Source organism: Streptomyces sp. NPDC089799 (genome assembly GCF_040684755.1).
In the GTDB taxonomy this organism is placed as follows: Bacteria; Actinomycetota; Actinomycetes; order Streptomycetales; family Streptomycetaceae; genus Streptomyces.
In genome coordinates, this window is record NZ_JBFBGR010000025.1 from 59,587 (window position 1) to 72,953 (window position 13,367).

14 protein-coding genes are annotated in these 13,367 nt (G+C 73.1%); 5 read left to right on the forward strand and 9 right to left on the reverse strand.

Translation table 11 applies throughout. The annotated features are described in order from the left end of the window. Nucleotides 1–70: 70 nt before the first annotated feature. A complete protein-coding gene (locus tag AB0O36_RS25525; RefSeq protein ID WP_365114386.1) occupies nt 71–700 on the forward strand; it encodes a helix-turn-helix domain-containing protein in 630 nt (209 codons plus the stop codon). Here the strand turns inward: AB0O36_RS25525 and AB0O36_RS25530 are convergent. Next, on the reverse strand, nt 691–2,154 hold the full coding sequence (locus AB0O36_RS25530; RefSeq protein ID WP_365114388.1) for a hypothetical protein: 1,464 nt from the start codon (nt 2,152–2,154) through the stop codon (nt 691–693). The genes AB0O36_RS25525 and AB0O36_RS25530 overlap by 10 nt on opposite strands. A 76-nt stretch (nt 2,155–2,230) precedes the next feature. Between AB0O36_RS25530 and AB0O36_RS25535 the strand changes: the two genes are divergently transcribed. Next, nucleotides 2,231–2,899, forward strand: a complete 669-nt coding sequence (locus tag AB0O36_RS25535) for a DUF305 domain-containing protein (RefSeq protein WP_365114390.1) — start codon at nt 2,231–2,233, stop codon at nt 2,897–2,899. 170 nt (nt 2,900–3,069) lie between these two features. Next, entirely contained in the window at nt 3,070–4,470 is a 1,401-nt protein-coding gene (locus AB0O36_RS25540) for an FAD-dependent oxidoreductase (protein WP_365114392.1), read from the forward strand. A 180-nt stretch (nt 4,471–4,650) separates the two neighbouring features. On the opposite strand, the gene AB0O36_RS25545 is transcribed toward AB0O36_RS25540, so the two are convergent. Both AB0O36_RS25545 and AB0O36_RS25550 read right to left on the reverse strand, forming a co-directional pair. Continuing rightward, nucleotides 4,651–5,034: a helix-turn-helix transcriptional regulator gene (locus tag AB0O36_RS25545; RefSeq protein ID WP_365114394.1), complete on the reverse strand. Its 384-nt coding sequence runs from the start codon at nt 5,032–5,034 to the stop codon at nt 4,651–4,653. A 72-nt stretch (nt 5,035–5,106) separates the two neighbouring features. Continuing rightward, nucleotides 5,107–6,186: an NADH:flavin oxidoreductase/NADH oxidase gene (locus tag AB0O36_RS25550; protein ID WP_365114396.1), complete on the reverse strand. Its 1,080-nt coding sequence runs from the start codon at nt 6,184–6,186 to the stop codon at nt 5,107–5,109. A 190-nt stretch (nt 6,187–6,376) separates the two neighbouring features. On the opposite strand from AB0O36_RS25550, the gene AB0O36_RS25555 reads away from it, so the two are divergent. Continuing rightward, nucleotides 6,377–7,468, forward strand: coding sequence for an exo-alpha-sialidase (locus AB0O36_RS25555; protein WP_365114398.1), 1,092 nt, complete (start codon nt 6,377–6,379; stop codon nt 7,466–7,468). 40 nt (nt 7,469–7,508) lie between these two features. Here the strand turns inward: AB0O36_RS25555 and AB0O36_RS25560 are convergent, their stop codons facing one another. After that, nucleotides 7,509–8,186, reverse strand: a complete 678-nt coding sequence (locus AB0O36_RS25560) for a uracil-DNA glycosylase (RefSeq protein ID WP_365114400.1) — start codon at nt 8,184–8,186, stop codon at nt 7,509–7,511. A 260-nt stretch (nt 8,187–8,446) separates the two neighbouring features. On the opposite strand from AB0O36_RS25560, the gene AB0O36_RS25565 reads away from it, so the two are divergent. Beyond that, nucleotides 8,447–9,376, forward strand: coding sequence for a hypothetical protein (locus AB0O36_RS25565; protein ID WP_365114402.1), 930 nt, complete (start codon nt 8,447–8,449; stop codon nt 9,374–9,376). 194 nt (nt 9,377–9,570) lie between these two features. On the opposite strand, the gene AB0O36_RS25570 is transcribed toward AB0O36_RS25565, so the two are convergent. The 5 genes from AB0O36_RS25570 to AB0O36_RS25590 form a co-directional block, all read right to left on the reverse strand. After that, complete coding sequence (locus AB0O36_RS25570) at nt 9,571–10,665, reverse strand: lactonase family protein (RefSeq protein WP_365114404.1); 1,095 nt, start codon at nt 10,663–10,665, stop codon at nt 9,571–9,573. A 50-nt stretch (nt 10,666–10,715) separates the two neighbouring features. Beyond that, on the reverse strand, nt 10,716–11,852 hold the full coding sequence (locus tag AB0O36_RS25575) for a nitric oxide synthase oxygenase (protein WP_365114406.1): 1,137 nt from the start codon (nt 11,850–11,852) through the stop codon (nt 10,716–10,718). A 148-nt stretch (nt 11,853–12,000) separates the two neighbouring features. Then, entirely contained in the window at nt 12,001–12,558 is a 558-nt protein-coding gene (locus AB0O36_RS25580; protein ID WP_365114408.1) for a GNAT family N-acetyltransferase, read from the reverse strand. Nucleotides 12,559–12,585: 27 nt separating this feature from the next. Beyond that, nucleotides 12,586–12,927 (reverse strand): thioredoxin family protein, encoded by a 342-nt coding sequence (locus tag AB0O36_RS25585; RefSeq protein WP_365114410.1) that lies wholly within the window; start codon nt 12,925–12,927, stop codon nt 12,586–12,588. A gap of 247 nt (nt 12,928–13,174) precedes the next feature. Next, entirely contained in the window at nt 13,175–13,336 is a 162-nt protein-coding gene (locus tag AB0O36_RS25590) for a hypothetical protein (RefSeq protein ID WP_365114412.1), read from the reverse strand. Nucleotides 13,337–13,367 lie beyond the last annotated feature (31 nt).

A 13,367-nucleotide genomic window follows, 5' to 3' on the forward strand; every position in this document is an offset into this window, starting at 1 on the left:
GTCGCCGAGCACCGGTGGGCCTGGGTGCGCTGAGTATATTGGCTCGGAGCCAGTCAACGCAGGAGTAAGCATGTCCCCGCGCAGCGCATCGGTCAATGAAGAATTGCGCAGACGCTCCCGGGAGCGGCTGCTCCAGGCCACCGTCGACCTCGTGGCCGAACACGGGTACGAGGCGACCACCCTCGGGGACATCGCCGACCGGGCGGGCGCGGCCCGCGGTCTGGTCTCGTACTACTTCCCGGGCAAGCGGCAGCTGCTGCAGTCCGCCGTGCACCGGCTGATGCACCGGACCCTGTACGAGGCGCTGGAGCGGGAGCCGCGGACGGAGGACGGGCGGGAGCGGCTGGCCCGGGCCATCGACGCGATCCTGGGGCTGGCCCGGGACGAGCCGCTGCTGATGCGCACCCACATGGCGGGCATCCTGCAGGCCGAGGGCTTCGTGCAGTGTCCCGAGCAGCAGCGGCTGGCCGAGCTGCTCAGGGACACGGTGGCCCGGCACGGTTCACCGGCGCCGGAGACGGACTACCCGATGCTGCGGGCCCTGCTGATGGGCGCCGTGTTCGCGGTGCTGCTGCCGGGTGCGGCGATGCCGCCGGACCGGCTGCGGGCGGAGCTGTTCGCGCGCTACGGGCTGGACTGGGAGCTGGGGGTCCCGCCGGACGGCTGCGCACCGCCCGGCGGGACGCGGACTCAGCGGTAGTCGGGCTGGCTCTGGACGTTGAGCCGGTCCAGCCACACTCCCCTGGCCGACTCGGTGCGCCAGTCGTCGATGCGGAGCACGTCGAGGCCCTTGGCGATGTCGTTCGAGTAGATGTGCCCGTTGTAGTAGTACGCCGACCAGGAGCCGCCGAGTGACAGCGCGGCCGGGTCGAGCGGGCCGCGCTCGAAGAAGGCGATCTCCTTCGGCTTCGCGGAATCGGTGAAGTCCCAGACGGACAGGCCGCCCTGGTACCAGGCCTGGACCATGATGTCGCGGCCGCCGCCGACCGGGATCAGCGAGCCGTTGTGGGCCACGCAGTTCTCGGTGTCGGCCTGGTGGCGCGGGATCTTGAAGTAGCTGCGGAAGACGAGCTTGCGCTGGTCACCGCGGCCGGTGATGTCGTAGATGCCGTCGGCGCCCCGGTTGGGGCCGGTGGCCTCGTTGCAGGTGGCGCCGACGCCGCCGCCGAGCTCGTCGGTGAACACCACCTTGTTCGCGCGCTCGTTGAAGGTGGCCGAGTGCCAGAAGGCGAAGTTGACGTTGTCCTGGACCCGGTCGATGACCTTCGGCTGCTCCGGCTTGCTGATGTCGAAGAGGATGCCGTCGCCCATGCAGGCGCCGGCGGCCAGGTCCTTCGAGGGCAGCACGGTGATGTCGTGGCAGCCGGTGGTCTTGGAGACGCCCGGGTTGGTGGGGGCGCCCGGGTTGCCGCCGTCCGGGAAGAGGACGGGGAAGCCGACGACCGCGGCCGTGGTCGGCGCCTTCTTCGGCACCTTGATCACGGATATGCCGTCGTGCGGCGGCTTGCAGTCGGGGAAGGCGTCGTTCGGGGAGTAGGAGGAGACGTAGACGTAGATGTCGCGGCCGCCCGGGACCAGGGTGTGGGTGTGCGAACCGCAGGCCGTCTCGACGGACTTGATGTACTTGGGGTTCTTCTTGTCCTTGATGTCGAAGATCTTGATGCCCTCCCACGAGGACTTCTCGGTGGCGGGCTGCGAGACGCTGTTGCAGGAGTCGTCGCTGCGCGAGGAGTCGGTGGAGAGGAACAGCAGGTCACCGGCGACGGAGATGTCGTTCTGGCCGCCGGGGCAGCGGACCTGGGTGACCGTCTTGGGGGCCTTGGGGTTGCCGATGTCGTAGATGGTGAAGCCGTCGTAGCTGCCCGCGTAGGCGTACCTGCCCTGGAAGGCGATGTCGGTCTCGATGCCGTCGGGGTTGGTACTGGGGATGTTCGCGAGGTGCTTGATGTTCCGGCTGTGGACGATCTCGTCCTGGCCGGGGGTGTCGGTGGCCGCACCGGCGGCGGTGCGCGCACCCGGGGATCGCTGGGTGTCGCCGGGGTCCGGTGTGGCGGTCGCCGGTCCGGCGGCCAGGAGCGTGGCCAGGAGACCGGCCGCGGCGGCGGCCACCCCCAGCCTCCTGCGCCGCACATGGGTGTGGTGCGTCGAGGTCACTGTGCCCTCCCTTGGAGTCCCTTCAATCCGTTCCTGTGGGGAGCGGAACGTGGACCCCGGCAGTATCTTCCAGCGCATGGACATGTCAAAGGGGATAATGCGCGGTTTTGGCTGCGCGCTCGCGGCGGCGGTTCTGGCGTTCGGGCTCACCGGGTGCCGGGACGACGGCGGGGACCGTGCGGCCCCGGACGGGCCGGTGATCATCGCCCCGGGGAAGCCGGGTGAGAAGTCCCGCACGCTCTCCCCCGAACAGGCGGAGCGGGAACGGCCCGACGACAGTCCGAACGGTGCCGACTTCGCCTATGTGCAGCGCATGATCGAGCACCACCGGCAGGCGGTCACCATGACCGCACTGGCGCCCGAACGGGCCTCCGGCGAGCCGGTGAAGCGGCTGGCCGAGCGCATCGCGGCCGCGCAGAAGCCCGAGATCGGCTCCATGGAGAGCTGGTTGCGCAAGCACCCGGCGCCCGCCGCCCCATCCGGCGGCAGCGGGCAGGGCGGGCACGCCCACCACGGCGGGATGCCGGGGATGGCCACCGAGCAGCAGCTGGCGGAGCTTGGCTCGGCCAGGGGCGAGGCGTTCGACCGGCTCTTCCTCAGCCTGATGATCACCCATCACGAGGGGGCGGTGACCATGGCGGGCGAGGCGCTGTCCGGCGGGAACAACGTGGCCGTGGAGGAGATGGCGAACGACGTGGTGGCGCAGCAGACCGCGGAGATCAACCGGATGCGCTCGATGAAGTGACCGCACGGTGAGGTGCCCCCCGATGCAGTGACCGCTCGGTGAAGCGACCCTTCGGTGAAGTGACCCTCGGTGAAGTGATCTCCGGCGTGTAATGCCGGGCGGGCTGACGGGCGCGGGCCGCGGTGGCATGCTGGGCCTCTACGGGAGTCATCCGCGGAAGGAGCTCCGCCGTGCTTCGTGTGGCCGTCGTCGGTTCGGGACCGAGCGGGGTCTACGCCGCGAAAGAGCTCGTCGAGCAGCGTGAGGTGCCGGGCGTACGGGTCGACGTACTGGACCGGCTGCCGGCCCCGTACGGGCTGGTCCGGTACGGGGTGGCACCCGACCACGAGAAGATCAAGTCCCTGCAGGGGAACCTGCGCGGGGTGCTGGAGGACGAGCGGATCCGCTTCCTGGGCAACGTGGAGGTGGGCGGCGAGGCCCTGCCCACCGGACGGCTGCTGGAGCTGTACCACGCGGTCGTGTACTGCGTCGGCGCCGCCCGGGACCGACACCTGGGCATTCCCGGCGAGGAGCTGGCCGGGGTGCACTCGGCCACCGCCTTCGTCAACTGGTACAGCGCGCACCCCGACGCGGTGGGCGAGGACTTCGGACTGCCCCGGGTGCGCTCGGCGGTGGTGATCGGCGCGGGCAACGTCGCGGTGGACGTGACCCGGATCCTGGCCCGCGGCGAGGCGGAGCTGCGGCCCACCGACATGCCGCAGCCGGCCCTCGGGGCGCTGGCCGTGAGCGGGGTGCGCGAGGTGGCGATGGTGGCCCGGCGCGGCCCCGCCCAGGGCAAGTTCACCACCAAGGAGCTGCGCGAACTGGGCACCCTGCCCGGGGTCGCGGTCACGCTGGACCCGGCCGAGCTGACCCTGGACCCCGCGTACGCGGACCCGGCGGGCGCGGCCGGGCTGCCGGCGGTGAACCGGCGCAACGTGGAGGTGCTGCGGGGCTGGGCGGAGGCTGCGCAGCCGCCTGCGGGCGCGCCTGCGGACTCGGACGCGGAGCGGCGGATCGCACTCCGGTTCTTCCTGCGCCCGGTGGAGCTGCTGGGCGACTCCGGCGGCGCGGTCAGGGCCGTACGCCTGGAGCGGACCCTGCCGGACGGGCGGGGCGGGGTGACCGGCACCGGCACGTACGAGGAGATCGGGGCGCAGCTGGTGCTGCGGTCGGTGGGGTACCGGGGCGTGGCCCTGCCGGGCCTGCCCTTCGACCCGGCCCGGGGCACCGTCCCGCACGCGGCGGGCCGGGTACTGCGGGACGGCCGGGCCTCGGTCGGCGAGTACGTGGCCGGGTGGATCAAGCGCGGCCCGACCGGGGTGATCGGCACGAACCGGCCCTGCGCGAAGGAGACGGCGTCCTCGCTGCTGCAGGACGCGGGGGCGCTGGCCGCGCGGGACCTCCCGGACGATCCGCTCCCCGCGATGCGGGCGGCCGGGCTCCATCCGGTGGAATGGCCCGGCTGGCTCGGCATCGAGGAGGCCGAGGCGGCGCTCGGCGCGTCCCTGGGGCGCCATTCGGTCAAGATCCCCGACTGGCCGGGCCTGCTTGCCGCGGCGGGCGCTCCCGCCCCCATGAGCGGGCCGTAATCCCGCCGGCGCGGGTTACCTGCGGGGCATTTTCCCCTCCCCGCCCCTTCCCGAAACCGGGGCGGTGCCCCAGCCCCCCTTGCACCTGCGGGCCGGTGGGGGCTGGTCGCGCAGTTCCCCACGCCCCCTGGTGGCCGCCGAGAGCTTGCGGGAGGGTGGGCACACGGCACCCCGGTCCGGCTACGCCGTGCCGCCCGCGCCCGTGTCCGCCGCCAACCGGCCGGCTTCGGCTTCGGCCGCCGTCAGGACGCTGTCCAGCAGACCGGGGAAGAGCTTCTCCAGGTCCGCCCGGCGCAGCCCGTTCAGCTTCGCCGTGCCCCGATACGTCTGCCGGACCACCCCGCTCTCCCGGAGCACCCGGAAGTGGTGCGTGGTGGTCGACTTGGTCACCGGCAGGTCGAAGTACGAGCAGGGCAGCTCGGCCCCGTTGCCCGCCTCCGCCTCGGCCAGGTCGCGGACGATCGACAGCCGCACCGGGTCCGAGAGGGCGTGCAGCACGCCCTCCAGCCGGATCTCCCCCGGCTCCGGGTGGGCCAGGGCGCGGCCGGTCTCACGGTCGGTCATGGTTCATCTCCCGTTCTCCGTTCACTCTCCGCGCCGCTCCTGCCCACCCATCGTACGAGCCGGTCCGCGCGCTCAGGCCCGGTGGTACTGGTCGGGAGTGGAGACCTCTCCGCCCAGCTCGCGCGCCGCACGCCGGGCCCAGTACGGGTCGCGGAGCAGCTTGCGGCCGAGCAGGACCGCGTCCGCCTCGTCGTTGGCGAGGATCTTCTCGGCCTGGGCCGGGTCGGTGATCAGGCCCACGGCGGCCACCGGCAGATCGGTCTCGGCCTTGACCCGGGCCGCGAACGGCACCTGGTAGCCGGGCCCGACCGGGATGCGGACGCCCGCGGCGTTGCCGCCGGTGGAGACGTCGAGCAGGTCCACTCCGTGCTCCTTGAGCAGCCGGGCCAGTGCGACGGTCTCGTCGGCGGTCCAGCCCTCCCCGTCCAGCCAGTCGGTGGCGGAGATGCGGAAGAGCAGCGGCAGTTCGGCGGGCCACACGGCCCGTACGGCGTCCACGACCTCCAGGGCGAACCGGGTCCGGTTCTCGAAGGAGCCGCCGTAGGAGTCGGTGCGGTGGTTGCTGTGCGGGGAGAGGAACTCCCCGATCAGATAGCCGTGCGCACCGTGGATCTCGACCACCTGGAAGCCGGCTTCCAGGGCGCGCCCGGCGGCCGCCGCGAACTGCGCGGTGATCTCGTGGATCTCGTCGACCGTCAGCTCGTGCGGGACGGGGTGGCCGTCGGCGAACGCCACCGGGCTCGGGGCGCTCGGCCGCCAACCGTGTTCGCCGGAGCCGACGGGGGCACCGCCGAGCCAGGGCCGTTCGGTGGACGCCTTGCGCCCGGCATGGGCGATCTGGATGCCGGGGACGGTGCCCCGCTCCTTGAGGAAACCGGCGATGCGGCGCAGCGCCTCGGTCTGGGTGTCGTTCCAGAGCCCGAGGTCGTACGGGGAGATCCGGCCCTCCGGGGAGACGGCGGTGGCTTCCAGCAGGATCAGTCCGGTGCCGCCGGCCGCCCGCGCCGCGTAGTGCGCGAAGTGCCAGTCGCCGGCGACACCGGCGCCGGGGCCGGTGGGCTCGGCGCTGTACTGGCACATCGGGGCCATCCAGATCCGGTTGGGGACGGTGACGGAACGCAGGGCGTAGGGCTCGAACAGGGCAGCACTCATCGCGGGCTCTCCAGGTCATGGGACGGCCGGATCCCGGGCCGGTGGCACCGGGATCAAGTACGAGATCAACCGTACTACGAAATCCCTCGTAGTACGAGAGTTGCCGTAGTACGGGACTTCTCGTAGTTGTGCGGGGTGCAGAAGGATGCGGGTGGGGCACGGGGACAGCGACGTCCGGAGGTGTTCGGCCATGACCGAGGTTCTGCTGCTCGCCGGGACGCGCAAGGGGCTCTTCATCGGGCGCCGCCGCAGGAACGGCGGCCCCTGGGCGTTCGACGGCCCCCACTTCGAGACCCAGGCCGTCTACGCCGTCGCCGTCGACCGGCGCGGCCCGACGCCCCGGCTGCTCGTCGGCGGGGACAGCGCGCACTGGGGCCCGTCCGTGTTCACCTCCGACGACCTCGGGCGGAGCTGGCGGGAGCCGGCCGCGCCTGCGGTGAGGTTCCCGCAGGACACCGGCGCCTCCCTGGAGCGCGTCTGGCAGCTGCACCCGGCCGGGCCCGAAGCACCGGACGTGGTCTACGCGGGCACCGAACCGGCCGCCCTCTTCCGCTCGGCCGACCGCGGCGAGAGCTTCGAGTTGGTCCGGCCGCTGTGGGAGCACCCGAGCCGCAAGGACTGGGTGCCCGGCGGCGGCGGTGAGGCACTGCACACGGTGATCACCGACCCGGCCGACCCGGCCTCGGTGACCGTTGCCGTGTCCACCGCCGGCGTGTTCCGCACGGAGGACGGCGGCACCACCTGGGCGCCGTCCAACACGGGGGTCTCGGCGGTCTTCCTGCCGGACCCGGACCCGGAGTACGGCCAGTGCGTGCACAAGATCGCCCGGGACGCCGGTAATCCCGACCGGCTCTACCTGCAGAACCACTGGGGCGTCTACCGCAGCGACGACGCCGGCCGGCACTGGACGGACATCGGCGGCGGCCTCCCCTCGGACTTCGGCTTCGCCGTCGCCGGCCATCCGCACCGCCCGGACACCGCGTACGTCTTCCCGCTGAACGCCGACTCCGACCGGGTCCCGGCCGGACGCCGCTGCCGGGTCTTCCGCACCGGGGACGCCGGCCGCACCTGGGAACCCCTGACCCGCGGACTGCCGGACGGGGACCACTACGGCACCGTGCTGCGCGACGCCCTGTGCACGGACGACGCCGACCCGGCCGGGATCTACTTCGGCAACCGCAACGGCGAGCTGTACGCGAGCGCGGACGACGGGGACAGCTGGCTGCTGCCGGCCTCCCACCTGCCCGACGTGCTGTGCGTCCGGGCCGCCGTACTCACCTGAGGACCGGACCGGCCGCGGGAGGGCGGTGGCCGTCGCGGCGTCAGGGCAGTCGCCAGTCCACCGGCTCCGTGCCCTGGCGTGCGAGCAGGTCGTTGGTGCGGCTGAACGGGCGCGAGCCGAAGAAGCCGCGGTCCGCCGACATCGGGGACGGGTGCGCCGACTCGATCGCCGGGAGGTCGCCCAGCAGCGGCCTCAGGTTGCGGGCGTCGCGCCCCCACAGCACGGACACCAGCGGCTTCCCGCGGGCGGCGAGCGCGCGGATGGCCTGCTCGGTCACCTCCTCCCAGCCCTTGCCCCGGTGCGCGGCGGGCTTGCCCGGTGCCGTCGTGAGCGCACGGTTGAGCAGGAGCACGCCCTGCCGCGTCCACGGCGTGAGGTCGCCGTTGGACGGCCGGGGCAGGCCCAGGTCCGTGTTCATCTCCCGGAAGATGTTCTCCAGGCTGCCGGGCAGCCGGCGCACGTCGGGGGCCACGGCGAAGCTCAGGCCGATGGCCATCCCGGGCGTGGGGTAGGGGTCCTGCCCGACGATCAGGACCCGGACGTCGTCGAAGGGCTGCTGGAAGGCGCGCAGGACGTTCGCCCCGGCCGGGAGGTAGGTGCGGCCCGCCCCGATCTCCGCCCGGAGGAAGTCCCCCATGGCCGCGATGCGTCCGGCCACCGGCTCCAGGGCCTTCGCCCAGCCTGCTTCTACGAGTTCATGCAACGGTCGTGGTGCCACGGTGGATCACTCTACTGGCCCACACCGACACCCGGTGCTACCGCAGGTGCCGCGCACCGGGAACCGTTTCCGGCGCCACGCCGTCATGATCAAATAGAGCCGTGGCCGGAGCTGTGACCCGAACCGTGGCGACCGGGCCGGGCGGCGGGTTGTTGATCGTTTGACCGTATGCGATTTTCGGCGGAAAAATGCGGACAGAAGCCGTCTCAGTGAACCCTGCCCGAACAGTCGGTACGCGAAAGCCAGTAGCATGCGGCGCCATGAGCACACCGACTGGCCCCGCGAACGGCCTGCCCGTACGAATGCCGCGACCCCGCCCGAGCGGACGGCACCGCCGGCCCGAGCCCGCGGTGGCGCCGGAGAACGCGCCCGCGCTGGTGCTCGCCGTGCCCGGTGTCCCGTCGGCCGCCTCCCGGGGCCTCGCGGAGGAGATCCTCAGCATCGGCCGCTCCGAGCTGCCCGGCCTGGACGCCCGCATCGGCTACCTGGAGGGCGAGGCCCCGGACGGCGAGGGCACGCCCGAGTTCCCCTCGCTGTCCTCCGTGCTGAACGCGGTCGTCGCCGACCGCACCGCCCGCGCCGAGTTCGCCCGCGCCGCCGGCCACGAGGTCCCCGCGCCCACCGGTCCCGACGCCGTGGTGGTGCCGCTGCTGGCCGGCCCCGATGCCGACCTGCTGCGCCGGACCCGCCAGGCCCTGATGGACTCGACCGCCGCCGCCGAGCTGGCCGACGTACTCGGTCCGCACCCCCTGCTCGCCGAGGGCCTGCACGTGCGGCTGTCCGAGGCCGGGCTGGCGCGTGCCGACCGGGCGCGGCTGTTCACCGTGGCCACCGCCGCCGACGGCATCATCCTGGCCACCACCGGTGGCGAGGAGGCCGTGCAGGCCGCCGGGATCACCGGCATGCTGCTGGCCGCCCGCCTCGCCGTGCCGGTCATCGCCGCCGCCCTGGACCAGGAGGGTTCGGTGGCCTCGGTCGCCGAGCAGCTGCGCGGTTCCGGTTCGGTGCAGCTCGCGCTCGCCCCCTACCTCATCGGCCCGGAGGCCGCCGACGGGCTGCTGGACACCGCCTGCAAGGAGGCCGACTGCTCGGCCGCCGAGGTGCTCGGCGCCTACCCGGCGCTGGGCAAGCTCGCGGTGGCGCAGTACGCCGCCGCGCTCGGGCTGCCGCAGGCCGCCGCGGCGCGCTGACCCCGCGGGACCCTCCGGGCCCGGGCAGGCAGCCGCGGGAGCCGTCACGCCGCGCCTCGCACGGCGCCGCACGTCATGGCCCGCGGCCGGATCCCGGCCGCGGGCCCGGCTGCGTCCGGGGCCACCACCGCTTCCGGAGCCGGCCGTGCTTCCGGGACCGGCTGCGTCACGGGACGCCTCAGGGGCCGGCCCGGTCAGCCGAGGACCACGCAGGTGGCGGCCGGGACCGCCAGCGAACCGGCCCGGCGCGGCAGGCCCGAGTCCGGGTCCACGTCGAACCAGGTGACGTCCCCGGAGCGCTCGTTGGCGGCGTACAGGCGGTGCCCGGCCGGGTCCAGGGCCAGGTCCCGGGGCCAGTGGCCGCCGCAGGACACGCCGCCGACGTACCGGGGCCGCTCCGGACCTGCGTCCGGACCCGCGTCCGGACCGGCGCCCAGGGCGAAGACGGCGATGGTGTCGGTCCCGCGCACGGCAGCCCAGAGGAACCGCCCGTCGGGGGCGGCCACGATCGCCGAGGGGTAGGCCCGTACGGCCCCCGGGGCGGCCGGTGGAGCCACCGGAACCTCCCGGACCGGTTCCACGTGCCCCCGGTCCGCGTCCCAGCGGCAGACGGTCAGCAGCGGCTCCAGCTCGTGCAGCACGTAGAGCAGCCCCCCGCCGGGGTGGAAGGCGAGGTGGCGCGGCCCGCTGCCGGGGCGCAGCGCGGTCTCGGCGTGCAGGGCCGCCGCCCCGGTGGCCGGGTCGAGGGTGCAGACCCGGATCGAGTCGGTGCCGAGGTCGACACTGAGGAACCGGCGGCCGGAGGGATCGGGCACGACCTGGTGGGCGTGCGGCCCGGCCTGCCGTTCGGGGTCCGGCCCGGCCCCCTCGTGCCGCAGTACGGCGGTGGGGCCCGTGGCGGTCCCGTCGGCGGTCCCGTCGGCCGGCAGCACGCTGACGCTGCCCGAGGTGTAGTTGGCGGTGAGCAGCCACTCCCCCGCCACCGCGAGGTGGGTGGGCCCGGCCGCGCCGACCGGGACGGCGGGGGCCTCGGGCCGGGGCAGGCCCCGCCCGTCCACGGCGAAGGCCCGTACGGCGCCCCGCTCGGTCTCGCTCACCGCGTGGAGGCGGCGGCCGCCGCGCCCGAGCGCCAGGTACGAGGGGTCGGCGATCCCTCCGGTGACGCCCAGGACGGCGAGGGCGCCGGTCCGCGCGTCCACGGCCGCGGTGGTGATGCCGCGGCCGCCCGCCGACGTGAACGAGCCGATGTGGGCCCGGACTCCACAGGTGCGGTCTTCGCGCTCCGTCACGCTCTACCCCTCTTCGCCGTGGGCGTGGACAGCCGACGGTAACAGAAGGTCTAGACCAGATCGATCCCCCGGGCCCGCTGCTCCGCCCCGGGGAGGTGGACGTAGGCCGGGGTCTGCCGGCGGTCCTCGTAGGTGCGGTGGAAGACCGGGGTGGCCGATCCGGAGATCGGCGGCACGATCCAGGACCAGTCGGCTCCGACCTCGCGGCCCTTGCCCTCCTCGCGCTGCAGGTGGGTCAGGAAGCGGCGGGACTCGGTGTGGTGGTCGGCGATGGTGACCCCCGCCCGGTCGAAGGAGTGCAGCACGGCCCGGTTGAGCTCGACCAGCGCCCGGTCCTTCCACAGCGAGCGGTCGCTGGAGGTGTCCATGCCCAGCCGGCGGGCGACCAGGGGGAGCAGGTTGTAGCGGTCGGCGTCGCCGAGGTTGCGGGCGCCGATCTCGGTGCCCATGTACCAGCCGTTGAACGGGGCGGCCGGGTAGCGGATCCCGCCGATCTCCAGGCACATGCCGGAGATGGCCGGTACGGCGTGCCAGCGCAGGCCCCAGTCCGACCAGTCGTCGCCGTCCGGGTGCTCGATGGGGACTTCGAGGACGGCGTCGGCGGGGAGGTCGAACCAGCGGGGTTTGTCGTCGCAGCCCTGCACCACCAGCGGCAGCAGGTCGAACGGGGTGCCGGGGCCGCCGGGCCAGCCGATCTCCCGTAGCGCCTCGGTGAGTTCGCGGTTGCGCGGGTCGCCCACGGTGACCGAGGGGTGGTCGCCGTAGCCGGCGTAGCGGATCAGCTGTTCGTTCCAGATGAGCGGTCCGGGGCGGTCCGGGGTGTCCGGGGCGAAGACGGTGATGGTGGGCCGGACCCGGCCGCCGTTGGTGGCTTCGCGCAGGTGCTCGAAGCATTCGGCGGCGATCTCGTCCCCTCCGGTGAGTTCCCTGCGGTCGCGCACCCGGAGGGAGTTCCAGTAGAGGCGGCCGATGCAGCGGTTGCTGTTGCGCCAGGCGACGCGGGCGCCGTGTTCGAGTTCCTCGCGGGTGTGCCGGTAGGTGCCGGTGTCCGCGATCTCCTTCCGTACGGCGGCGAGCCGGTCGCGCGGATCGCCTGCCGCCGGGTTCTCCAGATGGAAGAGGCGGATGAACTCCTCTGCCTCCGCCCGTATGTGAGCGGTCGTCGAGAGCTGCTGCAGTGTTTCCATCCCGGGCGATTACCCCCTGTCCGACCAGATCCACCCTGTACGTGCCGGATGCATGTGCTTCAAACAATCACCCGTTGTACATGCGGCAGTTCGGATCCGTCAGCCGGTTGCGCCACGGAACACCCCTTGGAGTGAAGTGCGTCGCGGGTCAGCCGACGGACCGGCTCATGAACAGGGCCTGTTCGCCGGCGGCGGGGGTGCCCTCGTACAGGCTGGTGTCCAGGCCACAGAAGGCGAAGCCCATCCGCCGGTAGGCGTGCACGGCCGGGGCGTTGACGCTGGAGACCTCCAGCCAGAGGTGGCCGGCGCCGCGTTCCCGGGCGAACTCGGCGGCGTGTTCCATCAGGGCGCGGCCGATGCCGTGGCCTCGGTGCGCGGGGGCGATCTCGATGTCCTCGACCGTCAGGCGGCGGTTCCAGGCGGAGTAGCCGACGGCGGCGAACCCGCACAGTTCGTCCCCGGCGAGGGCGACGAAGGTGCGCCGGTCGGTGTCGGTGTCCTCGCCGATCTCCTGCTCGTCGTGCTCCTCCGAGGGGAAGACCTTGTGCAGGGGCGGGTCGACGGGCACCTCGCGCAGGGCGAAGCCGGTGTCGGTGGCGGCCGCCTCGAAGACGGTGGCGGTGGTGAAGGAGCTGTCGAGGGCCTCGATGGCGGGGGCGTCCCCGGGGCGGGCGAGCCGGTAGCTGATTCCTGCTGCGGTGGTCACGGGTACGACCGTAACGCGGCCGCCGGGTCAGCGGGGCCGGTCGAGGAACGCGGCGAGTCCGGCGTGGTCCAGGGGGCCCTCGTGGGTGGCGACGGCCCGGCCGTCCTCGATCAGCACGACGGTGGGTGCGGAGGCCACGGCCCAGTCCCGGGTCGCGCCGGGGCAGCGGGTCATGTCGGTGCGGAGGACGGTGAGCGCTCCGGCGCGCTCCCGGGCGGTGTCGCGGACCACGAGGTCCATGGCGCGGCAGGCGGCGACGGCCTTGGGCCAGGTCCCGATGAAGTAGGCGAGGACCGGGGTGCCCGAGGCGAGGCCGAGGACGAAGCCGAATTCGGCGTCCTCTCGCGGCTGGTGGACGTGCGTCGCCATCGACTGCTCCCGGACGTGCGGACCTGTGGATCGGTGGTCCTGCGGACGTGTGGATCGGTGGTCCTGCGGACCGGTGAAGGTGCGGGCCCGCGGGCTCACGGGCTCGACGGCTCGCGGCACAAAAAAGCCCCGGCGTATATTGACTGCCAGGGTTTCGGTGTGCGTATATTCGTTGTTTCATGTCTCCCCAAAAGGAAGACATGGAGGGAAGTCACAGAGGCACCATATCGCGGCTGGAGTGGAATTGTCAACCGAGGAATTCCGGAATGAGCAGCGTTTCGTCGACCGGCTCTACGAACGCCTGGACGACCTGCGCGACCAGGCCGAACGGGCCGTTCGGGAGGCCCTGCGGAGCGACGGTGAAGGCTTTCAGGCCCGCCTCGAACGCGATGTTCTGGTCGCCGGGCAATCAGGGCTGCTTTCGGCTCTGAACGCGGGCG

Coding starts and splice junctions, on each gene's coding strand:
- AB0O36_RS25525 (WP_365114386.1), top strand. CDS start 71: ATGTCCCCGCGCAGCGCATCGGTCAATGAAGAATTGCGCAGACGCTCC.
- AB0O36_RS25535 (WP_365114390.1), top strand. CDS start 2,231: ATGGACATGTCAAAGGGGATAATGCGCGGTTTTGGCTGCGCGCTCGCG.
- AB0O36_RS25545 (WP_365114394.1), bottom strand. CDS start 5,034: ATGACCGACCGTGAGACCGGCCGCGCCCTGGCCCACCCGGAGCCGGGG.
- AB0O36_RS25550 (WP_365114396.1), bottom strand. CDS start 6,186: ATGAGTGCTGCCCTGTTCGAGCCCTACGCCCTGCGTTCCGTCACCGTC.
- AB0O36_RS25555 (WP_365114398.1), top strand. CDS start 6,377: ATGACCGAGGTTCTGCTGCTCGCCGGGACGCGCAAGGGGCTCTTCATC.
- AB0O36_RS25565 (WP_365114402.1), top strand. CDS start 8,447: ATGAGCACACCGACTGGCCCCGCGAACGGCCTGCCCGTACGAATGCCG.
- AB0O36_RS25575 (WP_365114406.1), bottom strand. CDS start 11,852: ATGGAAACACTGCAGCAGCTCTCGACGACCGCTCACATACGGGCGGAG.
- AB0O36_RS25585 (WP_365114410.1), bottom strand. CDS start 12,927: ATGGCGACGCACGTCCACCAGCCGCGAGAGGACGCCGAATTCGGCTTC.